This is a genomic window from Nonomuraea antri, assembly GCF_013283785.1.
Taxonomy (GTDB): domain Bacteria; phylum Actinomycetota; class Actinomycetes; order Streptosporangiales; family Streptosporangiaceae; genus Nonomuraea; species Nonomuraea antri.
This window is the reverse complement of record NZ_JABCPZ010000166.1, coordinates 1-25,809: the sequence shown is the minus strand read 5'-3', so window position 1 is coordinate 25,809 and position 25,809 is coordinate 1. Positions and strand designations below refer to the sequence as shown.

Below are 25,809 nucleotides of genomic sequence, written 5' to 3'. Positions count from 1 at the left end.
GGTCGCCTCAGAGTAAACGGGCCGTCACCTTCTGTAATGAATCTTGCCCAGGGTCATCGGCGGGCAAACGCGCCGGTCATGGAAACGCCCCGGGCGCATCAAAGCGCGCTCAGGAAAACGCCCGTCAGGCCAGGGGCAGCGGCCGGCCCACGATCGCGTAATGCTCGTAGCCGCCGGGGAAGACGAACTGGGCGAGCAGATCGGTGAATCCCATGCTCGCGTACAGGTGCCGGGCCGCGGTCGGCCGGTCGTGGGTGGACAACACGGCGGAACGTTCCTGACGGCCGGCGCACAGCGTCCTGATCATCGCCCGGCCGATGCCCTTGCCCTGGTAGTCGGGGTGCACGTGGATCTCGGCCAGTTCGAAGGCGTGCCCGAGCCAGGCCATGGCCGCCTCGCGGCCCGCCTGGTCCTCCAGTGCGCGGAACACCACGTCGTGCCACCACTGCCCGGGTGCGCCGCGGAACCCGTAGGCGAAACCCACGATCTCCGGCTGCTGCGCGCTCGGCCGCTTTTCCTCCTCTTCGGGTGATGCTTCTCGCAATTCCGCGAAATAGCATTGGAAAAGGGGGTAAGTGCCGTGATTTCGCATTATGGTCTTGCGGCCCGTGATCTGGTCCGGGGGCGGGTTCATGGCGGCGGTGTAAATGTCGATCACCGAGTCGAGCCGTTCGCTGAACTCGGCCGGACCCGCCCCGCGAAATTCGATCACGCGACGCACACTACTCGACGTCCGCGGGGGTGCCGCCGGTGATGCGCACCAGTTCGTCGAAGGTGGTCGGGAACACCGTCATCGGGTGCCCGCCGGCCGCCCACACCACGTCGTGCTTGCTCAGCCAGGTGTCGACCAGGGTTCTCACCGGGGCCGGATGGCCCACCGGCGCGACGCCGCCGATCGGCTGCCCGGTGGCCGTGCGGACGAACTCCGGCGTGGCCCGCCGCACGCTCTCCACCCCGGCCGTGCGGGCGATCAGGCCGACGTCCACGCGGTGCGCGCCGCTGGTGAGGACCAGCAGCGGGGCGCCGTCGGCGTCGAAGATCAGGCTGTTGGCGATCGCGCCCACCTCGCAGCCGAGCTGCGCGGCCGCGGTGGCCGCCGTCGGCGCCTTCTCCGGCAGCACCACGATCTCCCCGGACGCGCCCAGCGCCCGTAGCGCGGCTTCGACGACGACGGCATTACCAGGCAACTTCTCAGACATGGACACACTCTAAACAAGGTGAGCACACTCGATTACCGATTCTCGATGGTGGTGTAGGGTCCTTTGATCCGTTTGTTAGGCATATGAGAGGTGGTACAGGTGAGGGCTCACCGGCTGCCCGGGATGGCTCCTGCTCTTCTGACGGCTCTGCTGACAGCCGGGGCCGTCGTGCTCACGGGTTGCGGCACGCAGGCCGAACGGCCGCGGGCGACGGGCGCCGCACCTGACATGACGCGCCCGGCCACGTCAGCCGCGTCGGCCGCCGCGCCGAGCGCCGGGGCCCTCGCGGTTCCCTCGCGTACCGCCGCTCCCCAGGTCACCGCGCCGAAGGACAAGCTCAAGCTCGGCGCCAAGGGCAAGGCCGTGAAGTGGCTGCAGACCCGCCTGACCGAGCTGAACTACCGTCCGGGCAAGGTCGACGGCCGCTACGGCGGCACCACGCTCGCCGCGGTGTGGGCGTTCCAGAAGGTCAACGGGCTCAAGCCGTCGAGCACGATCGGCTCGCGCACCTGGGCCGCGCTGGAGAGCCCCAAGACGCCCAAGGTGCTGGTGCCCGGCGGCAAGGCGACCCGCGCCGAGGTGAACCTGAGCAAGCAGATCATGGTCCTGTACGTCGACGGGCAGCAGGAGCTGATCACCCACATCTCCTCGGGCAGCGGCGTCCCGTACTGCGAGACGGCCGTCTGGCAGGGCAAGGAGCAGCGCTTCTGCGGCTCGGCCCGCACGCCCACGGGCGACTACCGGACCACCTGGCGGGCCAGTGGCTGGCACAAGTCGTACCTGGGTGAGCTGTACAACCCGATCTTCTTCAACGGCGGCATCGCCTTCCACGGCGCGCTGTCCGTGCCTCTGTACCCAGCTTCGCACGGGTGCGTCCGGCTGCCGATGAACGTCGCGGAGACCCTGCCCGCCATGCTCGGCAAGGGCGTCCCGGTGCACGTGCGAGGCAAGTTCCGGCGCTGAGCGCGCCGGCCCGCGCTCGCCGTCTCAGACCGTGTGGGAGCTGGTCCACGTGCCTTGACGGCCGCTCCTCAGGAACCTGCGGAAGGACTCCTTGTCCCGCCGCGGGGCGGCGAGCATGGTCCGCGCCTGGAGTGCGACGATCTCGTCCGGGTCCGCCGTCAGCAGGCGCAGGACGTGGCCGGGCGTGGCGTGCGAACTCGCCAGCGCCCGCCGGACCCTCGCGGCCCGGTCGTGCGCCAGCACCTGCAGCTCGTCCTCGTCCAGCAGCTGGAACCAGGCCACCGCGTGCCGCACGGACGCGTGCCGGTCCTGGATCAGGGCCAGGCGCTGACCCGCGGTCAGCAGCCGGTTCTCCGCCGCCCTGGCCCGCACCGGCTCGTGCGGGTCGGCCACGAGCGCGGCCAGCGCGGACGCGTCGCGGGTGTGGGCCGCGAGCGCGGCCCTGACCTCGGGTTCGGGGTCGTGGAGCAGGGCCTGGATGCTCTCGTCGTCCAGGTCGCCGCCCCCGGCCAGCAGGCGGCGCATGATCGGGTCGGCGGAAGCGCGGACGGCGCGGCGTACGTCGTCGTCCAGGCCGGGGTGGGGCGGCACGCTCCAGCGGATCGGCCCGTGCGCGTCCTCCGCCAGCACGTGCAGCGCGCCCGGCGGGCAGGCGGGATTGTCCACCAGCGCCAGCCTGGTCCGCCGGTCCGGGTCGCCGGCCAGCGTGAGCAGCGTCTCGGGGGCGGCGTCCCTCCGGCGGGCGACCGCGCGGCGCACCATGGGCGAGGGGTCCGCGGCCAGGAGCGCGAGCACGGCCTGGCCGGCGGCGGGGTCGGCGGCGGCGCCGGCGCGTACCCGCACGGTCTTGTGCCGGGCGGCTTCTTCCGGAGTCATTCGGGAATTATGGCCTATATGCGGACATTCCGCCGCACGTGCGCTCAGGCCTCGGACCGGTCGGGGTGGGGGAGCACGGCGTGCAGCCCCCGCGCGGTGATGCCGGCCGCCCGCAGCGCCGCCTCCCGCACCTGCTCGAGCGAGCCGTCCGCCGCGACGCTGGCCATCACGGCCAGCTTCACCGCGCCGAACAGCCCGCCCACCGCGGCCGCCGCCGTGACCGGGTCGATCCGGTACGCGTACGCCTCGCGCAACGCCTCCACCAGCCGGAGCTGGCCGTCGAACAGCAGGTGGAGCGCGCGGGCCTGCAACGTGGGCTCGTTCATGATCAGGTTGATGCGCGTGGCCGCGTGCTCGAAGCCGTCGGTCGTGCTCTCCCACGACATGCTGTCGCCGATCAGCCGCAGCAGCAGGTCGGCCGGGCCCTCGCCGGGCCTGGGCGCCCGCACCAGCGCGATGACCAGCTCCATGCGTTCCTCGCTGTCGTAGAAGACCACGTCCTCCTTGCCGGCGAAGTAGCTGAAGAACGTCCGCGTCGACACTTCCGCCGCCGCGGCGATCTCGGCGAGCGTGGTCTCGGCGAAGCCCTTCTCGTCGAACAGCCGGAGCGCGGCCTCGATCAGCGCTCCGCGCGTGCGCTGCTTCTTGCGCTCCCGCAATCCCACCATGTCCGGAACTGTACTTCATGGCGACACTTTTTTCACTCATTGCAATTTTGCAGCCAATGAGGTCTTCTGGGAAGGAGCAGAGAGGAGATCGCGCCATGACCGACCCGACATCCGCGCCGACCCTGCCGACCACCCGCCAGCGGCCGCTCGACCCGCCCGACGAAGTCACGCGGCTGCGACAACAGGCCCCGATGCACCGCATGACCTACGCCGACGGGCATCTCGGCTGGCTGGTGACCGGCTACTCGGCCGCCCGCGCCGTACTGGCCGACCAGCGCTTCAGCAACCGTCCCGAGCGCATGCACCCGCCGCTGGCCTCGCGGATGGAGCTGCGCAGAGAGGACTTCAAGGTGCCGCCCGGGTTCTTCCTGCGCACCGACCCGCCCGAGCACACCCGCTACCGCAAGCTGCTGACCGGGCAGTTCACCGTACGCAGGATGAAGCAGCTCGAACCCAGGATCGCGGAGATCACCGCCGCCTGCCTCGACGAGATGGCCGCCGCCGGCGGTCCCGCCGACCTGGTGCAGGCGTTCGCGCTGCCGATCCCGTCGCTGGTCATCTGCGAACTGCTCGGCGTGCCGTACGAGGACCGCGGCCGCTTCCAGGCCGACTCCCAGGCGCTGGTCAGGCTGGAGACCAAGGCCGACGACGTGATCGCCGCCCTGACCAGGATGTCGGCCTACCTGTACGGGCTCATCCAGCGCAAGCGCGCCGAACCCGCCGACGATCTGCTCAGCGGGCTGGTCGAGAGCGGCGAGCTGACCGACGAGGAGCTGACCGGCGTCGCGTTCCTGCTGCTGGTGGCCGGGCACGAGACCACCGCGAACATGCTGGGGCTCGGCACGTACGCGCTGCTCACCAACCCCGCCCAGCTCGCCGCCATGCGCGACGACCCGTCGGTGGTGGACAACGGCGTCGAGGAGCTGCTGCGCCACCTGACGATCATCCACCTCGGCCCCATCAGAACCGCGCTGGAGGACGTCGAGATCGACGGCACCCTGGTCAAGGCGGGCGAGACGGTCACCGTGCACCTGCCTGCCGCCAACCGCGACCCGTCGCGCTTCCCCGACGCCGAGCACCTCGACGTCACCAGGCCCGCCGGCGGGCATCTCACCTTCGGCCACGGCGTCCACCAGTGTCTCGGCCAGCAGCTCGCCCGGGCCGAGATGCGCATCGCCTACCCCGCGCTGCTGCGCAGATTTCCTCGCCTGCGCCTGGCCGTACCACCCGAGGAGGTGCCGATGCGCTCCGACATGAGCATCTACGGGGTGCACAGCCTCCCTGTCACCTGGTAGGCAAGTCGTCATGGAGATCAATGCTGATACGTCGGTGTGCATCGGAGCGGGCATGTGCGCGTTGACGGTGCCGGAGGTGTTCGACCAGAGCGAGGACGAGGGGCTGGTCGTGCTGCTGCAGAAGACGCCGCCGGAGGGCGCCGAGGACGCGGTGCGCCGTGCGGTGACCCTTTGCCCGTCCGGAGCCCTCTCGGTGTCCTGACCTTTCCCGACTCCCCGGCGTAGGGCGGCCCGTCGCGCATCCGCGTGGCGGGCCGCCGCCTTGGGTTACGGCGTGGCCTCGGGTTTAGCCTGGGGTTACGGTCCGGGCCGTAATCGGGTGGGTCAGAGGGTGAGGCGGTAGAGCGTCAGCGGCCGGCCGCTGGAGCCGCTGGTCAGGTTGCCGGTGCGTTCGGCCAGCCCGGCCAGTTCCAGCCGGCGCAACATCCGCCGCGCCGTGCGCTGCTGCACCGCGAGCCGGTCGGCGATCTCGCGGGTGGTCAGCGGCTCGTCCCCGGCCGCGGCGCGGGCCTCGATGAGCTTCTCCAGCGTCGGCACCGACAGGCCCACGCGGCGCGCGATGACGGTCAGGTTCCTGCGTCCAGGCGGCGTCCAGGTGGCCGAGTCCAGCACCAGGTCGGTGTCGGCGCGCAGCGACAGCACCGCGGCCACCCGGCCGATGCGCCGCGCCCTGGCCAGCGCCCGGCGGGCCAGGCTCTCCGCCTCCGCCGCGCTGCGCCCGAGGCCGAAACCCACGCGTACGGTGTCGTTCTGCGCGGCCAGCCGGGCCAGCATGGGCAGCCCGATGAACCCGCAGGTGGCGTCGTTCAGCGGGCCGCGGGTGGTGACCAGCAGGTGCACGCCGCCGCGGAAGGCCGCCAGCGTGCCGCCCAGCGCGGTGGCCTCGCGCAGCAGCCCCTCGGAATGGTCCACCTCGATGAGGCCGAGCGCGATCTGCGCGTCCTCCTGCGCCTGGCTCTCCGCGGTCAGCAGGAGCCTGCGCAGCGCGGCCCGCACCGAGTGCACGGACGGGGTCAGGCGCAGCACCCGCATGTCGGCCCGCAGCGCCTCGTGCACCGAGCCGAGACAGGTGATCGCCGGGTGCGGCGGCCCCTTGCGGTGGAAGTCGACGGCCCGCTTGGAGGTCAGGCCCGGCCGGTACGGCAGCGTGCGCAGCTCCGAGGTCGGCAGCCCGGCCTCGGCGAAGGTGGTGTGGACGTCGCCGGCCGTCAGCGTGTCGATCGACAGCCGGGTGACGTCGTGGCCCTGGTGCTGGAGGCGTACCAGGGCGCTGAGCAGCGTCGAGCCCGCGTAGTCGACGAACGCCGCCGGACGGGTGAGCGTCTCGGCGTCACGGGAGAGCGTGAACGGCACGATGCCGGTGAACAGCCACCCCTCGACGGCGGACGCGTGAGCCTCGACGATCGCCGGCGCCTGCGACTCGTGGTCGTAGTCGAGGCGGAGCGTGCTGACGCCCGGATGCTCCTCGCAGACGGCCGCGACATCGTCGACCAGGTCGTGCGGGCCGACGACCCCGATGACGATACCCACCCGTGCCTCCCTCTCACTCATTCCGGCCCGGACCGCAATCGTAGGTGCGAGGTGCTCCGACGCCGCTCCCCGCGGCCGCCGGCGGCGGAGACGCGTGGGGCCGCACGCACGGGCGGCGAGGAGGCGGTGTGGCCCCCATCTTGACGCAGAACGCCGTTCCTGTCTTCGCGGGCTCGATCGAGGCCCCGGCCCTGGTCGCGTTCATGGTCATCGAACCTGTGTTCGTGGAATCGGTTGACACCGAGCGTGATCGAAATTATGTTCGACCTAGTGGCGTGAGGCTCGCGGCTCACGTCGAAAGAACCTGGTCGCGGGCCATCGCTTCCCCAAGCGAGTCCCGCGGCCAGGTTCCACGGGCAAGGGGCGCGTCCTCGTCGTCGGCGGAGACGAGTTGGGCTCGTCCTGGCCGGACGGGGAGAGGGGAAGCTCCTCGTCCGGCCGGCCCGGCGGAAATGTCGGTGGGGTCTGCAAGTGTTGGCTTCACCGGTGGAGACGCCGGCAGCCGCCCATGACTCCAAGGAGGCGCGCAAGATGGCACCAAGGCCTAGAGACACCAACGGGCCCCGGCTGTCGCCTGCGGTCCGGGCCCATCTGACAGACGCACGTTCCTGCCTGGCGGAGGCGGCGGCCGCTCGCACCCCGGCTTCCCGATATGTGGCGGCGCACCTGGCGGCGCTGCGCGCGGCGGCGGCGATCCTGGCCGCACGTCCCCGTCCGATGGAGGGCCGCCGGCGCCGCCTGCGCAGCGCCTGGGACCTCCTCCCCGAGGCCGAGCCCCACCTGGCGGAATGGGCCGCCTACTTCTCCGTCAGCGCCGCCAAGCGGGCGCGCGCGGAGGCGGGGGTGGTGCGCGGCGTGAGCGCGGCCGACGCCGAAGAGCTGCTGGCCGAGGCCGAGACGTTCGTGTCCACGATCGAAGACCTGCTCGGCGTGCCCGTCCAGCCGCCGCTGCCCGTAGAGGTCCCTCTAGCGGGCTGACCCCGCCGCGTCAGGGCACCCCGGACAGGGACGACGCGGCGGGGTCGGCCCCGCCCCGATCAGATGCCCTTCGCACGGCCCAGGCAGGTGGCGCCGCAGGCGGGGCCGACGAAGGAGGAACATGAGCCGAGGGGACCACGTCCCACTCGGCCCATTTGGGCGCGCCGCCCGCAGCGGGCTGCCCGCAGCAGATCGGCCACAGCTTGCTGCCCGCCGAAGGTCAGCCACAGTTTGCTGCTCGCGGTAGGCCGGCCACGGGTCGCGTCCACGGCAGGTGGGCCGCAATCCGGGCCGCAGCCTGAATCCGTGGCAGGCTGCTCGCAGACGGGCGGCCACAGCCTGGGTCCGTAGTAGGCCATGGATGGCAGGTCGACTGAATCCGGGCCGCATCCTGGGCCCGCAGCCGGTCGCTCGGCGCGCGCCAGGGAGCCGACGTTCTCGACCGAGGGCTCGCGACCATCGGCCGCGCCGCACCACTTGTCGACCCGTTGCGTAGCTCCCACGCCCACGCCCATGGTCACGCCCACACGCGCGCTCACACGCGCGCTCACACGCACGCTCACGCGCGCGCCCACGCCTGTAGCGTGGCGCGGGGGAGGTGGGGGGTCAGCCGCCCTGGGTGTAGACGGTCTTCCAGCGGGAGCACTTGTTGATCGGGCGTGTGGCCGTGCCGCGGCAGACCTGGATCTTGATCTGCATGGCCGCGCCGACACCCTTGCGGAACGTGCCCGTGCCGGCCTGGCAGTTGTAGATGCCGTGCGTGCGCCAGCGGCCGTTGGTGGCGCTCTGGTAGCGGATCAGGGCCCAGGAGCAGCGCTTGCCGTAGGTGTCGTCCAGGTTGCCGTACACGACCAGGCCGGACTGGCCGACGGCGACCTTGCCCCAGGCGGTGGCCATGCCGTCGGTGGAGTGGATGGCGCCCCAGCGCCACGACGTGGGGTCGGCGGCCGTGGCCGAGGCGGTGGCGGTGGTGGCGGCGGTGAGTGCGAGCGCGGCGGACGCCAGGACGGTCAGGACGCGGGTACGGGCGGGAGCGTGGGCGGGCATGGGAACCTCCGGGAGGGGTGAACGGTCCTCCCAGAGATATCCGGACGCACTTGTGCCCGCCTTGGAGATGAGTCGGAGGCGCCGGAGCGTAGGTTGCCCAGCTGGCCCCTTAGCGTCCACGGTGGCGGAGCTCGGCCTTCCGGACGTGTGCATCACCTGGTGTCGTGCTGCGAGCGTGGCGGGGGTGGCCGTCGCGTTGGGGGAGAGCCCTCCGGTGCTGCGCCGCGCGTTCAGCGGTCCGGCCACGGCAAGCGCTGGTCATCGGTGAGTGCGGCCCGTGGTTCCTGGTGGTGGAGCCCGGCGACTGGACCGGTTCGGAGGACTTGCCGTGCCTGTCGCCTGTTCGCGGGCGGAGCGGCGGTGTCCTTGTGGAGCGGGGACGTGATGCGGCACTACGACCGACCTGCACTACGCCAGAGGCGGGCGGAAGTGTGCCACCGGTGGGGCGCCGAGCCGGCCGGTGGCCCGTCCCAGCCGGCGGGCCTGCTGTTCGGGCCGGAGCCGGTCTGCGGGCGGCGTTCCGTCGCGATCTGGGAGCAGTCGGTCTTCGGGCGCGACGTGGCGGGAGCGCGCGCTCGTCCTGGTGGAGCGGATCACGGGGTGCGGCTGACCAGGGAGTGGCTGGGCCGTGAGCGCACGCGGTTCGCGCAGGGGCCGCACCCGCGTGACGAGCGCCGGTGTGCCGGGGGGCCGGGCCCCCCGGCGGTGGGTCAGAAGGACTCGACGGCCCTGCGGGCCTCGGCGTCCAGGACGCCCCAGCTGATGAGCTCCTCGGTCAGCTCGCTCGGCGACTTGTCGTAGATCACGGCCAGGGAGCGCAGGTCCTCCTGGCGGATCGACAGCACCTTGCCGTTGTAGTCGCCACGCTGGCTCTGGATGGTGGCGGCGTAGCGGGCCAGGGCCCCCGCCTTCTCCTTCGGCAGCGTCGCAAGCCTCTCCAGGTCGATCACAAGCTTGGGTGTCGGGCCGAGCGGGCTCGGCGCGGCGCCGCCGGGCAGCAGCTCGGAGACGGGCACCCCGTAGAAGTCGGCAAGCTCGGCAAGCTTCTGCACCGTGACCGCGCGGTCGCCACGCTCGTACGACCCCACCACCACGGCTTTCCAGCGGCCGCGCGACTTCTCTTCGACTCCGTGCAGGGACAGGCCCTGCTGGGTGCGGATGGCGCGAAGTCGTGCACCCAGCGACTTTGCGTACTCAGACGGCATCGTTTGGCCCCCCGGCTCTCGTATGTATCGCTCTCAGTAGATTGTGCTCCCTTGCGGCGAATGCCCGAGCCACCGGGGGGTACGGTGCCAGGCTCGGCACCATCGGTAGCCATGGCCCTGGGTTTACCCCAGAACGCCGCGCGGTGTGGTTACGCACAGTGACGGTAAAGGGGAGGAAGCCGGAGGTCAAGCTGATTGGAAAAAAGATGCCGAATCCGGTCCGCGAAGGATCGCGGCAATCGCCCCTCATGTCCCACTGGTAACACTACTTCGTCAGAGATTGCCGAGTTGCGAGAATCCTTCATAACCCTCGGCTCCCGGAGTCACGTCTCCCGGGTGAGGATCATGACGGGGCAGGTAGCGGCCCGGACGATCTTGATCGAGGTGTCGCCGAGGAAGACCCGGCGCAGCGGCCCCGTGTCGCTGGAGGCGCAGATGATCAGCTCGCCGGGCAGCCAGGGCGTCGCGCTCATGGCCGCCGCCACGTTCCTGCCCTCCAGCACCTCCACCTCGACGTTCAGCCGCCGCCGCTGGCCGCGGGCCGCCGCGCGCAGGTCGGCCGCCGCCTGGTCGCGCAGCCGTACCAGCATCTCCTCCTCGATCTTGGCCCGCCTGCCGCTGCTGACCACCAGCGTGACCAGCCGCAGCGGGAGGTCGAGCTCGGCCGCGGCCTTGGCCGCCTGCTTGACGGCCGCGTCCGCGCCCGGGCCGCGCCGGTAGGCCACGGTGATCCGCTCGAACGCGGCCGGCGGCTCGTCGCCGTAGCCGCGCGGCGCCAGCAGCACCGGCACCGAGGAGGAGTGCAGGAGCTGGTCGGCGGTGCTGCCGACGGTGATGCGCCCCTTCGCGCCGCCCGGCGCCGAGCCGATCACGACCACGTCCGCCTCGCGCTTGCGCGCCAGGTCCACCAGGCCGCGCCCGCTGCCCCGGTTCGTCGTCGAGACGTAGTCGGCCTCCTCGCCGGCGATCGCCTTCGCCTGCTCCAGCGTGGCCGCGGTCTGCTCCTTCAGGTACGCCCGCCAGGCGCTCTCGTCCGCCCTGGCCGGGCCCGGGGTCGACCAGACGGGCGGCGGCACGGTGGCCACGGTCAGGTGCGCCCTGGCCTGCCCGGCGAGCACGATCGCCAGGGCCAGCCCGTCGCGCCCGCGGGGCTCGGGGATGAATCCGGCCAGGATCTTGCGGAGTTTCATCTAACGCACCTCGGCGTTCAGCCGCGAATGGCGGTAGCCGTACAGGAAGTAGCAGATCAGGCCGGCGAGCATCCACAGGCCGAAGGCCGCCCAGGTCACCGCGGCCAGGCCGGCCATGACGATGCCGCAGAAGATCGCGCCGAGCACCGGCGTCAGCGGGAACAGCGGGGCGCGGAAGCTGCGCGGCAGGTCGGGGCTGCGGCGGCGGAGCACCAGCACGCCGATGTTGACGATGGTGAAGGCGAACAGCGTGCCGATGCTGGTGGCCTCGGCGAGCTGGCCCAGTGGCACCAGCCCGGCCAGCACCGCGATGAACGCCGCCACGATGAGCGTGTTGGCCACCGGCACCTGGTGGCGCGGGTTCACCCGCTGGAAGATCCGGGGGATGAGCCCGTCGCGCGACATGGCGAACAGGATGCGGGTCTGGCCGTACATGACGGTCAGCACGACGCTGGCGATCGCGATCACCGCGCCGAACGAGACGATCAGGCCCGGCCAGGTGGCGCCGGTGGCCAGGTTCACGATGTAGGCCAGGCTGGCCTCGGTGCTCTCCTCGTCGAACTGCTGCCACGGCATCGCGCCGACGGCGGCCACCGCGACCAGCACGTACACGGTCGTCACGATGACCAGCGACAAGATGATCGCCAGCGGCAGGTCCCGCTTCGGGTTCTTGGCCTCCTCACCGGCGGTGGAGGCGGCGTCGAAGCCGATGTAGGAGAAGAACACCTGCGAGGCCGCGGCCGTCACGCCGGCCACCCCCATGGGGGCGAACGGCGCGAAATTCCCGGACTGGAAGCCGGTGAACGCCACCACGCAGAAGAACAGCAGCACTACGATCTTGATGAGCACGAAGATCACGTTCGCGGTGGCGCTCTCCGAGGCGCCGCGCAGCAGCAGCCAGAGGGCCAGGAGCACGATGAGGATCGCGGTGACGTTCACCACGCCGCCGCTCTGCCCGGGGGAGTGGGTGATGGCGTCGGGCAGCGCCCAGCCGAACAGGCTCTGGAGGAACGCGTTCAGGTACTCGCCCCACCCGACGGCCACCGCCGCCACCGACACCGCGTACTCCAGCATGAGACACCAGCCGCACACCCATGCCACCAGCTCGCCCAGCGTCGCGTAGGCGTAGGAGTACGACGAGCCGGACACCGGGATCGTCCCGGCCAGCTCGGCGTACGACAGCGCGGAGAACAGCGCCGTGACCGCGGCCAGCACGAACGCCAGCACCACGGCCGGGCCGGCCTTGGGCACGGCCTGGCCGAGAATGACGAAGATGCCGGTGCCGAGCGTGGCGCCGACGCTGAACAGCGTGAGCTGCCACAGCGACATCGTGCGGCGCAGCTCGCCGCCTTCGCCCTGCCCGCCCTCCTCGACGATCCGCTCGGTCGGCTTGGTGCGGAACAACCGTTGCGCCAGTGCCATCACGACCCCCTCACAGGGTGCTCGTCAGCGGCCACCTGCCGTTGGGCGTGACGATCGTGCCCGCGGTGCCCTCGAGTATGCGTTCGGCCTCGTCGAGTCTGCCGATGGCGGCCATGTCGCCGGTGGTCTCGACGAACCGGCAGACCGCCTCCACCTTGGGCCCCATCGAGCCGGCCGGGAACTCGATCGCGCGCAGCTCGTGCGGCGTGGTGTGGGCGATCTCGCTCTGCCGCGGCGTGCCGAAGTCGCGCATGACGCGCGGCACGTCGGTCAGGATGAGGAAGGCGTCGCATTCGAGCGATTCGGCCAGCATCGAGGCGGTCAGGTCCTTGTCGATGACCGCCTCGACGCCCGTCAGGCGGCCCTGCGCGTCGCGCACCACCGGGATGCCGCCGCCGCCCGCGCACACCACGACCACGCCCTCGCGGATCATCTTGCGGATCAGCCTGGTCTCCACGATGCGCTGCGGCGCGGGGGAGGGCACCACGCGCCGCCAGTACTGCCCGTCCGGCTTGATCGTCCAGCCGTACTCGTGGGCCAGCTTCTCGGCCTCGTCCTCCTCGTAGACCTGGCCGACGAACTTGGTCGGGTCGTCGAAGGCCGGGTCGACGGCGGTGACCAGGGTCTGGGTGACCATGGCCAGCACCTGCCTGCCCGGCAGCGCGTTCTGCAGCGCCTGCTGCATCCAGTAGCCGATCATGCCCTGGGTCTCCGCGCCGAGCGTGTCGAAGGGGTAGGGGCGGCTCAGGTTCGGGTCGGCGGCGCTCTCCAGGGCCAGCACGCCGATCTGCGGGCCGTTGCCGTGGGTGATGACCAGCTCGTGCTGTTCGGCGAGCTTGGCGAGCGTCTTGACGGCCGCGCACACGTTGTCCATCTGGGCCTGGGCGTCGGGCTTCTGGCCGCGCCGCAGCAGCGCGTTGCCCCCGAGTGCGACGATGACGCGCATCCGTCAGTCCCCCAGGGTGGCGACCATGATGGCCTTGATCGTGTGCAGCCGGTTCTCCGCCTGGTCGAAGACGATCGAGCGCGGGCCCTCGAAGACGTCGTCGGTCACCTCCAGCGCCTCCAGCCCCGTCTTCTGGAAGACGTCCTCGCCGACGATGGTCTCCCGGTTGTGGAACGCGGGCAGGCAGTGCATGAACTTCACGTACGGGTTGCCGGTGGCCCGCACCACGCTCTCGTTGACCTGGTACGGCAGCAGCAGCTTGATCCGCTCGTCCCAGACCTCCTTCGGCTCGCCCATCGACACCCACACGTCGGTGTAGAGGAAGTCGACGCCCTTGACGCCCTGCGCCACGTCGTCGGTGACGGTGAGCCTGGCCCCGGTGGTCTCGGCGAGCCGCTTGGCCGGGCCCACCACCCGCTCCTCGTCGGGCTGCAGCGTCTTGGGGCCGACCAGGCGCACGTCCATGCCGAACATGGCGCCGGTCACCAGCAGCGAGTTGCCCATGTTGTTGCGCGCGTCGCCCAGGTAGGCGTAGGAGATCTCGCGCAGCGGCTTGTCGCTGTGCTCCTGCATGGTGAGCACGTCGGCCAGCATCTGGGTGGGATGCCACTCGTCGGTCAGCCCGTTCCACACCGGCACGCCCGACACCCGCGCCAGCAGCTCCACGTAGTCCTGCTTGCTGCCCCGGTACTCGATGCCGTCGAAGATGCGGCCGAGCACCCGGCCGGTGTCGCGCACCGACTCCTTGTGCCCCACCTGCGAGCCGGTCGGGTCGAGGTAGGTGACGTGCGCGCCCTGGTCGTAGGCGGCCACCTCGAACGAGCAGCGGGTGCGGGTCGAGGTCTTCTCGAAGATCAGCGCGATGTTCTTGCCGGTCAGGCGCTGCTGCTCGACCCCGGCGTACTTGGCCTTCTTCAGCTCGGCCGACAACTGCAGCAGGAAGCCGAACTCCTCGGGCGTGAAGTCGAGCTCCTTGAGGAAGCTGCGGTTACGCAGGTTGAAACCCATCGGTGAAGCCCCCTTGAGTGTGCCGTTCAGATGCCGTCGCGTTCGAGCGGGCAGCTCATGCAGCGCGGGCCGCCGCGCCCGCGGCCGAGCTCGCTGCCCCGGATGGTGATGACCTCGATGCCGTGCTCGCGCAGGTAGTTGTTGGTGGTGGTGTTGCGCTCGTAGGCGATCACCACGCCGGGCTCGACGGCCAGGCCGTTGCAGCCGTCGTCCCACTGCTCGCGCTCGGCGGCGTAGACGTCCTGGACGGCGGTGAGCACCGTGATGTCCGGCATGTCGAGCGCGTGGGCGATGGCCCGGTGCATGTCCTGCGGCGGATGGTCGGTGACCTTGAGCTCCTTGTCGGTGGCGCCCGGCTCGATCGTGTACGCCGGCAGCATGCCCAGGCCCGCGTACTTGGTGAACACGCCCACGTCCAGCATGGTCATGACGGTGTCGAGGTGCATGAACGCCCGCGCCTTCGGCATGTCGAGCGCGACGATCTTCCGCGCCGAGCCGGCCTGGAACAGCCGCTGGGCGAGCATCTCCACGGCCTGCGGCTGGGTGCGCTCGCTCATCCCGATCAGCACCGCGCCGCGCCCGATGACCAGCACGTCGCCGCCCTCCATGGTGGCGGGCGCGAACGCCTGGCCGGGCATCCAGCAGTGGAAGCCGCCCCGCTCGGGCCGGCCGAAGCCGTCGGCGAACAGCGGGTGGTACATGTAGACGGCCTCCAGGTTGACCGTCTCGCGCATGCGGGCCTTCTTGCGCATCGCGTTGATGGCCACGCCGTCGTAGATCCAGCAGGAGGTGTCGCGGGTGAACAGGTGGTTCGGCAGCGGCGGCAGCACGAAGTCCGTCTCGCCCATGGTGTGGTAGACCACGGACTTGGGGTCGCAGCCCAGCTCGATCAGCTCCCGCTTGGTGATGCCCCCGGTCAGGTGCGTCTGCAGGGTGGCGGAGTCCATGCCGTCGAGCGTGTTGCGGATGTCGTCGATCGCCAGCGGGCCGAGGAAGCGCTCGTCGATGACCGCGTCGAGGATGTGCTTGCGTGCCTCGGGCAGGTCGACGGTCTCCCTGAGCAGGTCGGCCAGCATGTAGACGCGGATGCCGCGATCGCGCAGCACCCGCTGGAACTCCTCGTGCTCCTCCATCGCCCGCTGCACCCACAGCACGTCGTCGAAGAGGAACTGGTCCTTGTTCGTCGGGGTGAGCCGCTTGAGCGCCAGCTCCGGCTTGTGCAGCAGCACCTGGTGCAGCCGGCCCACCTCGGAATCGACATGGAACGTCATGTTTGCTTCATCCCCTTGGAAGCGCGTACGTCACGCGGGCCGTACTCGCCGCGTTGTGACTTCAACCAGACGTAGACCGGAACCCCGACCAGCAGCATCAGCGTGCCGCCGAGCACCGCCTCCGCCCCCGACCCGTACGCCATCCAGAACGCGAACAGCAGCGCGAGCACCGCCACCACCAGATCGCGCCCCAGCCGCCCCCGGTCGACCTCGCGCGTGCGGGTGGTGAGCCAGAAGATCTGCGCGGCGGCCGAGAAGAAGTACGGGATGACCGTGGTGAACGAGGCCAGCAGCACGATCGTGTTGAAGGCGTTCTCCGAGGCGTAGCCGATCAGCAGCATGAGCGAGGTCAGGATCGTGCCGGCGAGGATGCCGGTGACCGGCGCGCCGCGCCGCGAGACCCGGCCGAAGCCCTTGGGGAACATGCCGTCCCTGGCCGCGGCCATCGGCATCTCGGCGACCAGCAGCGTCCAGCCGTTCAGCGCGCCGATGCCGGAGACGATCGCGCAGGCGGCCATGAGCACCCCGCCCATCGAGCCGCCGAACATGGTGTTGAGCGCGTCGGCGAACGGCGCGGTGGAGTTGACCAGCCGCCCGTGCGGCACCGTGCCCATGACCGCGACCGTGCTCAGCAGGTACAGCACGGCGCAGGCCAGCACGCCGACGACGCTGGCCCGGCCGATGTTGCGCGCCGGGTCCTTGATCTTCTCGGCGGCGATGGCCACGCTCTCCACGCCGGAGTAGATGAACAGGGTCACCGCGCCGGCCATGGAGATCGCGCCGACCCAGTTGTCGTGGGTGGCGTTGAACGCGCCGAAGTTGGCGGTGCGCACGAAGAACAGCCCGACCACCGCCACGAACAGCAGCGGCGCGAACTTCAGCACGGTGGTGACGACCTGGAAGGCCGCCGCGTTCCTGGTGCCGCGCAGGTTGACCAGGGCCGGGATCCACACCCCGACCAGCCCGATGACGATCGAGCCGAGCACGCCGGCCCAGTTCAGGCCGAAGACCTGCCTGGCGAAGTACTGCACGTAGCCGACCCAGGCCACCGCGATGGCGGCGTTGCCGATCCACGCGGTCAGCCAGAACGACCAGGCGATCCAGAACCCGGCGAACTCGCCGAACGCCTCACGCGCGTAGGCGTACGGGCCGCCGCCCTCGGGGATGCGCGCGCCGAGCCGGCCGAAGACCATCGCCATCGCGACGGCCCCGATCGTCACGACCACCATCGCGACCAGGCTGACCGTGCCGAACGCGGCCAGCGAGGTGGGCAGCAGGAAGATGCCGGTGCCCACGACGTTGCCGACGATCAGCGCGACGGCCGAGCCGAGGCCCAGGCTCCCGGCCGCGGGAGCGCCCTCCTCGCGCGCGGTCGTCGTGACGCCGCCGGCCGGTGGCCGCGGTTCCCCCATGCGTGCCCCCCGGCACCGATGTCCCCCAGAAAGCCGCAGCCCACCTGCTTGCGACTCAGAGTGACGTGCCCGGGGCGGAGGGTGTTGACACGAGGGGCGGCCGGGAAATTACCTGATCGCGGCGGCGGCGTCGGGAGATCCGGCGAACAGCAGCAGCAGGCTGAAGGCGGCCAGGACGACGGCGATCAGCGCGGGCCAGCCGTCCCAGAGCGAGGGCAGCCGCTCGGCGGTGACCTCGCCCTCGCCGTGTTCTGCCAGGCTGCGTACCAGGGTGGGGTCGCTGTCGCCGAGGTGGCGCGCGATGGCGTCGAGTGCCGCTCGTTCGTGTGCGGACAGCGCCATGCGAACCTCCCCGGATGAGACTTGGGTAGGTTTTATCCGGTTTTGTGCTGTTTGGCCAACTCTGCCGAGGCCGGCGGGCCGCGCGCGTCCCCGGGGCCGCCGCCGAACCGGGTCCCCCCGCATTGTGGCTGGTAGCGCCTGGTACTGTGTGTCCCGACCAACACCCTTTTAAGACCCGTCCCGTGAGGCGGGAAAGGTGGTGAGATACCTCATGTCCGAATTCGCGCGCCATTCGCGGGCCGTACTCGAAGGCCCCGACATCCACCGGGCTCTGACCCGGATCGCGCACGAGATCCTCGAGCGGACCAAGGGAGCCGGAGCCGTCGTCCTGCTCGGCATCCCGACCCGCGGCGCCACGCTGGCACACCGGCTCGCCGAGCGAATCGAGCAGTTCGAAGGGGTCAAGATCCCCGTCGGCTCGGTCGACATCACGATGTACCGCGACGACCTGCGGCTCAAGCCGGCCCGTCCGCTCGGCCGCACCGAGCTGCCCGCCGACGGCATCGACGACAAGATCGTGGTGCTCGTCGACGACGTCCTCTACTCCGGCCGCACCGTCCGCGCCGCGCTCGACGCGCTCAACGACCTCGGCCGCCCGACCGCCGTGCAGCTGGCCACGCTGGTCGACCGCGGGCACCGCGAGCTGCCCATCCGCGCCGACTACGTCGGAAAGAACCTGCCGACGGCCAAGAGCGAGAAGGTGAAGGTCTACCTCACCGAGACCGACGGACGCGACGCCGTGCTGCTCATGAAGGAGGACGCCCAGTGAAGCGTCACCTGATCTCCGCCGGCGACCTCACCAAGGACGACGCGCTGCTCATCCTCGACACCGCCGAGGAACTGGCCAGGGTCTCGGAACGATCCATCAAGAAGCTGCCGACGCTGCGCGGACGCACCGTGGTGAACCTGTTCTTCGAGGACTCCACCCGCACCCGCATCTCCTTCGAGGCCGCGGCCAAGCGCCTGTCGGCCGACGTCATCAACTTCTCGGCCAAGGGGTCGAGCGTGTCCAAGGGCGAATCGCTCAAGGACACCGCGCTCACCCTGGAGGCCATGGGCGCCGACGCGGTCGTCATCCGCCACGGCGCCTCCGGCGCGCCGCACCGCCTGGCCAACTGGGTGCGCGGCAGCGTCGTCAACGCCGGCGACGGCACCCACGAGCACCCCACCCAGGCGCTGCTCGACGCCTTCTCCATGCGCCGCCGCCTGGGCGGCCTGGAAGGCCGCAAGGTCACCATCGTCGGCGACGTGCTGCACAGCCGCGTCGCCCGCTCCAACGTGCTGCTGCTGGCCACGCTGGGCGCCGAGGTGACCCTGGTCGCCCCGCCCACGCTGCTGCCCGTCTCGGTCGGCACCTGGCCGTGCGAGGTCTCCTACGACCTCGACGCGGTCCTGCCCAAGTCCGACGTGGTGATGATGCTGCGGGTGCAGAAGGAGCGGATGAACGCCGCGTACTTCCCCAGCGAGCGCGAGTACTCGCGCCGCTACGGCCTCGACCGCGACCGCTTCGCCAAGATGCCCGACGACGCCATCGTCATGCACCCCGGCCCGATGAACCGGGGCATGGAGATCGCCGCCGAGGTGGCCGACTCCCCGCGCTCGACGATCGTCGAGCAGGTCGCCAACGGGGTGACCATCCGCATGGCCGTGCTGTACCTGCTGCTCGGGGGAGAGATCTCGCAGTGATCATCAAGAACGTTCGCATCCTGGGCGGCGAGGCCGTCGACATCCGCGTCGAGGACGGCCGCATCGCCGAGATCGGCCCGGGCCTGGAGGGCGCGGAGACGATCGACGGCGGCGGCGCGATCGCGCTGCCCGGCCTGGTCGACCTGCACACCCACCTGCGCGAGCCCGGCCGCGAAGACGCCGAGACCGTGCAGACCGGCACCCAGTCCGCCGCCCGCGGCGGCTACACCGCGGTGCACGCCATGGCCAACACCTCGCCCGTCGCCGACACCGCCGGCGTGGTCGAGCAGGTCTGGCGGCTCGGCCGCGAGTTCGGCCACTGCGACGTGCAGCCGGTCGGCGCCGTCACCGTCGGCCTGGAGGGCAGGCAGCTCGCCGAGCTCGGCGCGATGGCCGACTCCGCGGCCCGCGTGCGCGTCTTCTCCGACGACGGCAAGTGCGTCGACGACGCGGTGCTGATGCGCCGCGCCCTGGAGTACGTCAAGGCGTTCGACGGCGTCGTCGCCCAGCACGCCCAGGAGCCCAGGCTCACCACCGGCGCCCAGATGAACGAGGGCGTCATCTCCGGCAGGCTCGGCCTGAGCGGCTGGCCGGCCGTGGCCGAAGAGGCGATCATCGCCCGCGACTGCCTGCTGGCCGCGCACGTCGGCTCCCGGCTGCACGTCTGCCACGTCTCCACCGCGGGCTCGGTCGAGATCCTGCGCTGGGCCAAGTCCAAGGGCTGGAACGTCACCGCCGAGGTGACCCCGCACCACCTGCTGCTCACCGACGACCTGGTCGAGGAGTCGCCGGTCGGCGCCTACAACCCGATCTACAAGGTCAACCCGCCGCTGCGCACCCGCGCCGACGTCGAGGCGCTGCGCGCCGCGCTGGCCGACGGCACCATCGACGTGGTCGCCACCGACCACGCCCCGCACCCGGTCGAGGACAAGGAGACCGAGTGGTCGGCCGCCGCCATGGGCATGGTGGGGCTGGAGACCGCGCTCAGCGTGGTGCAGGAGGCGATGGTCGACACCGGGCTGCTCGACTGGGCGGGCGTGGCCGAGCGCATGTCGCTCACGCCGGCGCGCATCGGCCGCCTGCCCGGCCACGGGCAGCCGCTGCAGGTCGGCTCCCCGGCCAACATCACCCTCTACGACCCGTCCGTCAGGACGAAGGTGGACCCGTCCGCCTTCGCGTCGAAGAGCCGGAACACCCCCTACGAGGGGATGGAGTTGCCTGGCCGGGTCGTGGCCACGTTCCTGCGTGGCACGCCGACCGTACTCGAAGGGAAGCTGGTGTGAACGCTGCGGTGCTCGTCCTGGAAGACGGACGTGTCTTCCACGGAACCCCCTACGGCGCCGAAGGCGAGACGTTCGGCGAGATGGTCTTCAACACCGGCATGACCGGCTACCAGGAGACCCTCACCGACCCCTCCTACCACCGGCAGATCGTCGCCATGACCGCGCCGCACATCGGCAACACCGGCGTGAACGACGAAGACCCCGAGTCGGGCCGCGTCTGGGTGGCCGGCTACGTGGTGCGCGAGCCGTCGCGCGTCGTCTCCAACTGGCGGGCCGACCGCTCGCTCGACGACTACCTCAAGGAGCAGGGCGTCGTCGGCATCGCGATCTCGGGCACCCGGGCGCTCACGCGGCACCTGCGCGAGCGCGGCGCGATGCGCGCGGGCATCTTCTCCGCGCCGTCCGTGCCGGTCGAGGACCTGGTCGAACGGGTCCGCCAGGCGCCCCAGATGGCCGGCGCCGACCTGGCCGCCGAGGTGGCCACCGCCGAGACCTACGTCGTCCCGGCCGTCGGCGCGAAGCGGTTCACCGTCGCCGCCGTCGACCTGGGCATCAAGGGCATGACCCCGCACCGCATGGCCGAGCGCGGCTGCGAGGTGCACGTGCTGCCGGCCGGGGCCACGTACGAGCAGATCATGGCCGTCGAGCCCGACGGCGTGTTCTTCTCCAACGGCCCCGGCGACCCGGCCACCGCCGACGTGTCGGCGCTGCGCGAGGTGCTGGCGGCCAAGGTGCCGTTCTTCGGCATCTGCTTCGGCAACCAGCTGTTCGGGCGGGCGCTCGGCCTGTCCACGTACAAGCTGCGCTACGGCCACCGCGGCGTCAACCAGCCGGTGCAGGACCTGCGCACCGGCAAGGTGGAGATCTCCGCGCACAACCACGGCTTCGCCGTCGAGGCGCCGCTGGACGGCCCGTTCGAGACGCCGTACGGGCCGGCCGAGGTCAGCCACGTCAACCTCAACGACCGCTGCGTCGAGGGGCTGCGCCTGATCGACGGCAGCGCCTTCAGCGTCCAGTACCACCCGGAGGCCGCCGCAGGCCCCCACGACGCCGCCTATCTCTTCGACGAGTTCTGTGAGGTCATGCGCCGTGCCCAAGCGTGAGGACATCAAGTCCGTCCTGGTCATCGGCTCCGGGCCGATCGTGATCGGGCAGGCGTGCGAGTTCGACTACTCGGGCACGCAGGCCTGCCGGGTGCTGCGGGCCGAGGGCTTCCGCGTCATCCTGGTCAACAGCAACCCGGCCACGATCATGACGGACCCGGAGTTCGCCGACGCCACGTACGTCGAGCCGATCACCCCCGAATTCGTCGAGAAGATCATCGCCAAGGAGCGGCCCGACGCGCTGCTGCCCACGCTGGGCGGCCAGACCGCGCTCAACACCGCGGTCGCCCTGCACGAGGCGGGCGTGCTGGAGAAGTACGAGGTCGAGCTGATCGGCGCGGACTTCGACGCGATCCAGGCGGGCGAGAACCGCGAGCGGTTCAAGGGGATCGTGGCCAAGGTCGCCCGCGAGCACGGGCTCAACGCCGAATCGGCCAAGTCGGTCATCTGCCACACCATGGACGAATGCCTGGCCGCCGTGGGCGAGCTGGGCTACCCGCTGGTCGTGCGGCCCTCGTTCACCATGGGCGGCGTCGGCTCCGGCTTCGCCTACGACGAGACCGACCTGCGCCGCATCGCCGGCGCCGGCCTCGACGCCTCGCCGACCACCGAGGTGCTCCTGGAGGAGTCCATCCTCGGCTGGAAGGAGTACGAGCTCGAGGTCATGCGCGACAAGGCCGACAACGTGGTCATCGTGTGCTCCATCGAGAACATCGACCCGATGGGCGTGCACACCGGCGACAGCGTCACCGTCGCCCCCGCGCTGACCCTGACCGACCGTGAATACCAGAACATGCGCGACGTGGCCATCGCGGTCATCCGCGAGGTCGGCGTCGACACCGGCGGCTGCAACATCCAGTTCGCGGTCAACCCGCGCACCGGCCGCATGATCGTCATCGAGATGAACCCGCGCGTGTCGCGCTCGTCGGCGCTGGCGTCCAAGGCCACCGGCTTCCCGATCGCGAAGATCGCCGCCAAGCTGGCCATCGGCTACACGCTCGACGAGATCCCGAACGACATCACCAAGGAGACCCCGGCCTCCTTCGAGCCGACGCTCGACTACATCGTGGTCAAGGTGCCGAGGTTCGCGTTCGAGAAGTTCCGCGGCGCCGACCAGACGCTCACCACGCACATGAAGTCGGTGGGCGAGGCCATGGCGATCGGCCGCTCGTTCCCCGAGGCGCTGCAGAAGGCGCTGCGCTCGCTGGAGAAGAAGGGCTCCTCCTTCTCCTGGGCCGGCGACGCCGAGGCGAAGGACGACCTGCTCGAGCGCTGCCGCACCCCGCACGACGGCCGGCTGCGCACCATGCAGCAGGCCATCAGGGCCGGCGCCACGCCCGGGGAGCTGTTCGAGTCGACCAACGTCGACCCGTGGTTCATCGACCAGCTCTTCCTGCTCGACGAGGAGGCCACGGCCGTCGCCGCGGCGCCCGAGCTGACCGCCGAGGTGCTCGAACGCGCCAAGCGGCACGGCTTCAGCGACACCCAGCTCGGCGAGATCCGCGGCATCGACGAGGCCCGCGTGCGCGACCTGCGCCACGCGCTCGGCCTGCGCCCGGTCTACAACACCGTCGACACCTGCGCCGCCGAGTTCGCCGCCAAGACCCCGTACCTCTACTCGACCTACGACGAGGAGAGCGAGGTCCCCTACGGCGAGCGGCAGAAGGTCATCATCCTCGGGTCCGGTCCCAACCGCATCGGCCAGGGCATCGAGTTCGACTACGCCTGCGTGCACGCCTCGTTCGAGCTGTCGCGGGCCGGGTTCGAGACCGTCATGGTCAACTGCAACCCCGAGACCGTCTCGACCGACTACGACACCTCCGACCGGCTCTACTTCGAGCCGCTCACGCTGGAAGACGTCCTGGAGGTCGTGCACGCCGAGCAGCAGACCGGCCCGGTCGCCGGCGTGATCGTGCAGCTCGGCGGGCAGACGCCGCTCGGCCTGGCCCAGGCGCTCAAGGACGCCGGTGTCCCGGTCGTCGGCACCTCGCCCGAGTCGATCCACCTGGCCGAGGAGCGCGGCGCGTTCGGCCGGGTGCTGGCCGAGGCGGGCCTGCCCGCGCCCAAGCACGGCACCGCGCTGACCGTCTCCGAGGCGCTGGAGATCGCCGAGGAGATCGGCTACCCGGTGCTGGTGCGGCCCTCGTACGTGCTCGGCGGGGCCGGCATGGCCATCGTGTACGACGACGAGACGCTCACCACGTACATGGCGGCCCAGGAGGGCGGCCACCCGGTGCTGGTCGACAAGTTCCTCGACGAGGCCATCGAGATCGACGTCGACGCCCTGTTCGACGGCGAGGAGCTGTACCTCGGCGGCGTCATGGAGCACATCGAGGAGGCCGGCATCCACTCCGGCGACTCGGCGTGCGCGCTGCCGCCCATCACGCTCGGCTCCAACGACATCAAGCGCATCCGCGCCGCCACCGAGGCGATCGCGCGCGGCGTGGGCGTGCGCGGGCTGCTCAACGTCCAGTACGCCATGTCCGCCGGCGTCCTGTACGTCCTGGAGGCCAACCCGCGCGCCAGCAGGACCGTGCCGTTCGTGTCCAAGGCCACGGCGGTGCCGCTGGCCAAGGCCGCGGCCCGGGTCATGCTCGGCGCCACGATCGCCGGGCTGCGCGCCGAGGGCATGCTGCCGGCCGCGGGCGACGGCGGCACGCTGCCGCTGGGGGCGTCCATCGCGGTCAAGGAGGCGGTGCTGCCGTTCAACCGCTTCCGCGGCGTCGACATCGTGCTCGGCCCGGAGATGCGCTCGACCGGCGAGGTCATGGGCATCGACGAGTTCTTCGGCATCGCGTATGCCAAGTCCCAAGCCGCGGCCTACGGTGAGCTTCCGACCAGGGGACGCGCCTTCGTGTCCGTCGCCAACAGGGACAAGCGTGCGATGATCTTCCCTGTGAAGGCGCTCGCCGATCTCGGATTCGAGATCCTGGCCACCGAGGGCACGGCCGAGGTGCTGCGCCGCAACGGCGTCCATGCCAAGATCGTGCGAAAGCAGAGCGAGGGGACGGGTCCCGGAGGTGAGCCGACGATCGTGCAGCACATCCTCGACGGCGAGGTCGACCTGATCGTCAACACGCCGTTCGGCAGCCCGGGCCAGTCGGGCCCGCGGCTCGACGGATACGACATCCGCACCGCCGCCGTGCTGCGCGGCGTCCCGTGCATCACCACGGTCTCCGGTCTCGCCGCCGCCGCGGCGGGCATTCAGGCCATCGTGCGGGGCGATGTCGGCGTACGGTCGCTGCAGGAACACGCGCTGGCGCTCAGGGGCTGACCCCACCCGGGAGGTGAAGACGACTGGCTGGCACTCCGGTGCAGGTGACGGGCACGGTGCTGACGACGCGCCGCGTTGACGCCTACCATGCGCTGACCGTGGTGGCGCCCGGCATCGCCGAGCGCTACCGCCCCGGCCATTTCGTCTCGGTCGCGGTCGGAGGGGCGCACACGTCCATGGTGACGCGGCGCGCCTTCTCCATCCACGACGTCAAGTCCGACTACGGCGGCACGGTGGAGCTCGTCTTCACCGTGAGCGGGCCCGGCACGGCCTGGCTGGCCGAGCGCCGCGCCCGCGACACGCTCGACCTGGTCGGGCCGCTGGGCCGGCCGTTCCCGCTGCCGCGCGACCCGGTGCACTGCGTGCTGGTGGGCGCCGAGTACGGTTCGGCCGTGCTGTTCCCGCTGGCCGACGCGCTGCTGGCGCGCGGCTGCCGGGTCGACTTCGTGCTCGGCGGCGCGGGCGCCGACCGCGTGTTCGGCGCCATGCGGGCCCGCAGGATGGCCGAGACCACCACGCTGACCACCGAAGACGGCTCGCTCGGACTGCGCGGCAAGGTCACCGACGCGCTGCCGTCGGTGATCGCCGACACCCGGGCCGACGCCGTCTACGCCTGCGGCCCGATGCGCACCCTGCGCGCGGTGACGGCGGTGGCGATGGAGTTCGACATCCCGGTGCAGGTGGCCGTGGAAGAGTCGATGGCCTGCGGGATCGGGGTGTGCATGACGTGCGTGCTGCCGGTCATCGGCGACGACGGCGCCACCAGGATGGTCCGGGCGTGCGCCGAGGGCCCGGTGTTCCGCGGGGAGCGGGTGCGGTTCGAGGACGTGGGAACGATCCCGTTCGACGCGCTCGGCGCCCCCGGAGGCGGGACACGGCATGTCGGTTGACGCAAGGCGCGGCACCCTCGGCGGGGCGACTCGTGAGGACGGTGCCGGGCATGTCGGTTGATATGCGGACTTTTCTGGCGCATGTGGAGCTCGCGAACCCGATCACCACGGCCGCCGGCTGCGCCGGCTCGGGCCGTGAGCTGGCCCAGTTCTTCGACCTGCACCGCCTCGGCGCGCTGACCACCCGCTCGATCACCATGGCCCCCCGCGCCGGACGCCCC

General features: G+C 71.0%; 24 protein-coding genes and 1 pseudogene. 11 read left to right on the top strand and 14 right to left on the bottom strand.

Annotation, left to right across the window (positions count from 1 at the left end):
* Positions 1–124: 124 nt before the first annotated feature.
* Both HII36_RS38415 and HII36_RS38410 read right to left on the bottom strand, forming a co-directional pair.
* A complete protein-coding gene (locus HII36_RS38415; protein WP_173528245.1) occupies positions 125–712 on the bottom strand; it encodes a GNAT family N-acetyltransferase in 588 nt (195 codons plus the stop codon).
* A gap of 10 nt (positions 713–722) precedes the next feature.
* Positions 723–1,199, bottom strand: coding sequence for a YbaK/EbsC family protein (locus HII36_RS38410; RefSeq protein WP_173528244.1), 477 nt, complete (start codon positions 1,197–1,199; stop codon positions 723–725).
* Between the two features lie 99 nt (positions 1,200–1,298).
* On the opposite strand from HII36_RS38410, the gene HII36_RS38405 reads away from it, so the two are divergent.
* Positions 1,299–2,162, top strand: coding sequence for a L,D-transpeptidase family protein (locus tag HII36_RS38405; RefSeq protein ID WP_328808084.1), 864 nt, complete (start codon positions 1,299–1,301; stop codon positions 2,160–2,162).
* A 24-nt stretch (positions 2,163–2,186) separates the two neighbouring features.
* On the opposite strand, the gene HII36_RS38400 is transcribed toward HII36_RS38405, so the two are convergent.
* On the bottom strand, positions 2,187–3,038 hold the full coding sequence (locus tag HII36_RS38400; protein ID WP_173528243.1) for a hypothetical protein: 852 nt from the start codon (positions 3,036–3,038) through the stop codon (positions 2,187–2,189).
* A 44-nt stretch (positions 3,039–3,082) separates the two neighbouring features.
* A complete protein-coding gene (locus HII36_RS38395; protein WP_173528242.1) occupies positions 3,083–3,706 on the bottom strand; it encodes a TetR/AcrR family transcriptional regulator in 624 nt (207 codons plus the stop codon).
* Between the two features lie 95 nt (positions 3,707–3,801).
* Between HII36_RS38395 and HII36_RS38390 the strand changes: the two genes are divergently transcribed.
* Together HII36_RS38390 and HII36_RS38385 are read left to right on the top strand one after the other, a co-directional pair.
* A complete protein-coding gene (locus HII36_RS38390) occupies positions 3,802–5,001 on the top strand; it encodes a cytochrome P450 (RefSeq protein WP_173528241.1) in 1,200 nt (399 codons plus the stop codon).
* 10 nt (positions 5,002–5,011) lie between these two features.
* Positions 5,012–5,203 carry a ferredoxin gene (locus HII36_RS38385; protein WP_173528240.1) on the top strand — a complete coding sequence of 64 codons (192 nt, stop codon included), beginning with the start codon at positions 5,012–5,014 and terminating at the stop codon, positions 5,201–5,203.
* A gap of 122 nt (positions 5,204–5,325) precedes the next feature.
* Here HII36_RS38385 and HII36_RS38380 read toward each other — a convergent pair whose 3' ends face one another.
* Positions 5,326–6,531: a hypothetical protein gene (locus tag HII36_RS38380; RefSeq protein ID WP_328808083.1), complete on the bottom strand. Its 1,206-nt coding sequence runs from the start codon at positions 6,529–6,531 to the stop codon at positions 5,326–5,328.
* Between the two features lie 531 nt (positions 6,532–7,062).
* On the opposite strand from HII36_RS38380, the gene HII36_RS38375 reads away from it, so the two are divergent.
* Positions 7,063–7,509, top strand: coding sequence for an SAV_6107 family HEPN domain-containing protein (locus HII36_RS38375; RefSeq protein WP_173528238.1), 447 nt, complete (start codon positions 7,063–7,065; stop codon positions 7,507–7,509).
* A gap of 606 nt (positions 7,510–8,115) precedes the next feature.
* On the opposite strand, the gene HII36_RS38370 is transcribed toward HII36_RS38375, so the two are convergent.
* The 9 genes from HII36_RS38370 to HII36_RS38330 all read right to left on the bottom strand — a co-directional run bounded on the left by HII36_RS38370 (position 8,116) and on the right by HII36_RS38330 (position 17,352).
* Positions 8,116–8,556, bottom strand: a complete 441-nt coding sequence (locus HII36_RS38370) for a hypothetical protein (RefSeq protein WP_173528237.1) — start codon at positions 8,554–8,556, stop codon at positions 8,116–8,118.
* 710 nt (positions 8,557–9,266) lie between these two features.
* Positions 9,267–9,761 carry a transcriptional regulator BldD gene (bldD, locus tag HII36_RS38365; protein WP_026214021.1) on the bottom strand — a complete coding sequence of 165 codons (495 nt, stop codon included), beginning with the start codon at positions 9,759–9,761 and terminating at the stop codon, positions 9,267–9,269.
* 323 nt (positions 9,762–10,084) lie between these two features.
* On the bottom strand, positions 10,085–10,951 hold the full coding sequence (locus HII36_RS38360; protein WP_173528236.1) for a universal stress protein: 867 nt from the start codon (positions 10,949–10,951) through the stop codon (positions 10,085–10,087).
* A complete protein-coding gene (locus tag HII36_RS38355; protein WP_173528235.1) occupies positions 10,952–12,373 on the bottom strand; it encodes an amino acid permease in 1,422 nt (473 codons plus the stop codon).
* Positions 12,374–12,383: 10 nt separating this feature from the next.
* Positions 12,384–13,319 (bottom strand): carbamate kinase, encoded by a 936-nt coding sequence (gene arcC, locus HII36_RS38350; RefSeq protein WP_173528234.1) that lies wholly within the window; start codon positions 13,317–13,319, stop codon positions 12,384–12,386.
* Between the two features lie 3 nt (positions 13,320–13,322).
* On the bottom strand, positions 13,323–14,327 hold the full coding sequence (argF, locus tag HII36_RS38345; protein WP_173528233.1) for an ornithine carbamoyltransferase: 1,005 nt from the start codon (positions 14,325–14,327) through the stop codon (positions 13,323–13,325).
* A gap of 26 nt (positions 14,328–14,353) precedes the next feature.
* Complete coding sequence (locus tag HII36_RS38340; protein WP_173528232.1) at positions 14,354–15,598, bottom strand: arginine deiminase; 1,245 nt, start codon at positions 15,596–15,598, stop codon at positions 14,354–14,356.
* Positions 15,595–17,010 (bottom strand): amino acid permease, encoded by a 1,416-nt coding sequence (locus HII36_RS38335; protein WP_173528231.1) that lies wholly within the window; start codon positions 17,008–17,010, stop codon positions 15,595–15,597. The genes HII36_RS38340 and HII36_RS38335 overlap by 4 nt, the downstream gene beginning before the upstream one ends.
* A 108-nt stretch (positions 17,011–17,118) precedes the next feature.
* Complete coding sequence (locus HII36_RS38330; protein ID WP_173528230.1) at positions 17,119–17,352, bottom strand: DUF3040 domain-containing protein; 234 nt, start codon at positions 17,350–17,352, stop codon at positions 17,119–17,121.
* Positions 17,353–17,563: 211 nt separating this feature from the next.
* Between HII36_RS38330 and pyrR the strand changes: the two genes are divergently transcribed.
* From pyrR to HII36_RS38295, 7 genes and pseudogenes are all read left to right on the top strand, one after another.
* Positions 17,564–18,121 (top strand): bifunctional pyr operon transcriptional regulator/uracil phosphoribosyltransferase PyrR, encoded by a 558-nt coding sequence (gene pyrR / locus HII36_RS38325; RefSeq protein WP_173528229.1) that lies wholly within the window; start codon positions 17,564–17,566, stop codon positions 18,119–18,121.
* A complete protein-coding gene (locus HII36_RS38320; RefSeq protein WP_173528228.1) occupies positions 18,118–19,038 on the top strand; it encodes an aspartate carbamoyltransferase catalytic subunit in 921 nt (306 codons plus the stop codon). The genes pyrR and HII36_RS38320 overlap by 4 nt, the downstream gene beginning before the upstream one ends.
* Complete coding sequence (locus HII36_RS38315; RefSeq protein ID WP_173528227.1) at positions 19,035–20,321, top strand: dihydroorotase; 1,287 nt, start codon at positions 19,035–19,037, stop codon at positions 20,319–20,321. The genes HII36_RS38320 and HII36_RS38315 overlap by 4 nt, the downstream gene beginning before the upstream one ends.
* Positions 20,318–21,424, top strand: coding sequence for a glutamine-hydrolyzing carbamoyl-phosphate synthase small subunit (gene carA / locus HII36_RS38310; protein WP_173528226.1), 1,107 nt, complete (start codon positions 20,318–20,320; stop codon positions 21,422–21,424). Before HII36_RS38315 ends, carA begins: the two co-directional genes overlap by 4 nt.
* Entirely contained in the window at positions 21,411–24,698 is a 3,288-nt protein-coding gene (carB, locus tag HII36_RS38305; RefSeq protein ID WP_173528225.1) for a carbamoyl-phosphate synthase large subunit, read from the top strand. The genes carA and carB overlap by 14 nt, the downstream gene beginning before the upstream one ends.
* A 23-nt stretch (positions 24,699–24,721) precedes the next feature.
* Entirely contained in the window at positions 24,722–25,588 is an 867-nt protein-coding gene (locus tag HII36_RS38300; RefSeq protein ID WP_217370489.1) for a dihydroorotate dehydrogenase electron transfer subunit, read from the top strand.
* A 50-nt stretch (positions 25,589–25,638) separates the two neighbouring features.
* Positions 25,639–25,809 (top strand): annotated as a pseudogene (locus HII36_RS38295) (dihydroorotate dehydrogenase); the annotation flags it as partial.

Coding starts and splice junctions, on each gene's coding strand:
- HII36_RS38410 (WP_173528244.1), bottom strand. CDS start 1,199: ATGTCTGAGAAGTTGCCTGGTAATGCCGTCGTCGTCGAAGCCGCGCTA.
- HII36_RS38400 (WP_173528243.1), bottom strand. CDS start 3,038: ATGACTCCGGAAGAAGCCGCCCGGCACAAGACCGTGCGGGTACGCGCC.
- HII36_RS38395 (WP_173528242.1), bottom strand. CDS start 3,706: ATGGTGGGATTGCGGGAGCGCAAGAAGCAGCGCACGCGCGGAGCGCTG.
- HII36_RS38390 (WP_173528241.1), top strand. CDS start 3,802: ATGACCGACCCGACATCCGCGCCGACCCTGCCGACCACCCGCCAGCGG.
- HII36_RS38385 (WP_173528240.1), top strand. CDS start 5,012: ATGGAGATCAATGCTGATACGTCGGTGTGCATCGGAGCGGGCATGTGC.
- HII36_RS38375 (WP_173528238.1), top strand. CDS start 7,063: ATGGCACCAAGGCCTAGAGACACCAACGGGCCCCGGCTGTCGCCTGCG.
- HII36_RS38370 (WP_173528237.1), bottom strand. CDS start 8,556: ATGCCCGCCCACGCTCCCGCCCGTACCCGCGTCCTGACCGTCCTGGCG.
- bldD (WP_026214021.1), bottom strand. CDS start 9,761: ATGCCGTCTGAGTACGCAAAGTCGCTGGGTGCACGACTTCGCGCCATC.
- HII36_RS38360 (WP_173528236.1), bottom strand. CDS start 10,951: ATGAAACTCCGCAAGATCCTGGCCGGATTCATCCCCGAGCCCCGCGGG.
- HII36_RS38355 (WP_173528235.1), bottom strand. CDS start 12,373: ATGGCACTGGCGCAACGGTTGTTCCGCACCAAGCCGACCGAGCGGATC.
- arcC (WP_173528234.1), bottom strand. CDS start 13,319: ATGCGCGTCATCGTCGCACTCGGGGGCAACGCGCTGCTGCGGCGCGGC.
- argF (WP_173528233.1), bottom strand. CDS start 14,327: ATGGGTTTCAACCTGCGTAACCGCAGCTTCCTCAAGGAGCTCGACTTC.
- HII36_RS38340 (WP_173528232.1), bottom strand. CDS start 15,598: ATGACGTTCCATGTCGATTCCGAGGTGGGCCGGCTGCACCAGGTGCTG.
- HII36_RS38335 (WP_173528231.1), bottom strand. CDS start 17,010: ATGGGGGAACCGCGGCCACCGGCCGGCGGCGTCACGACGACCGCGCGC.
- HII36_RS38330 (WP_173528230.1), bottom strand. CDS start 17,352: ATGGCGCTGTCCGCACACGAACGAGCGGCACTCGACGCCATCGCGCGC.
- pyrR (WP_173528229.1), top strand. CDS start 17,564: ATGTCCGAATTCGCGCGCCATTCGCGGGCCGTACTCGAAGGCCCCGAC.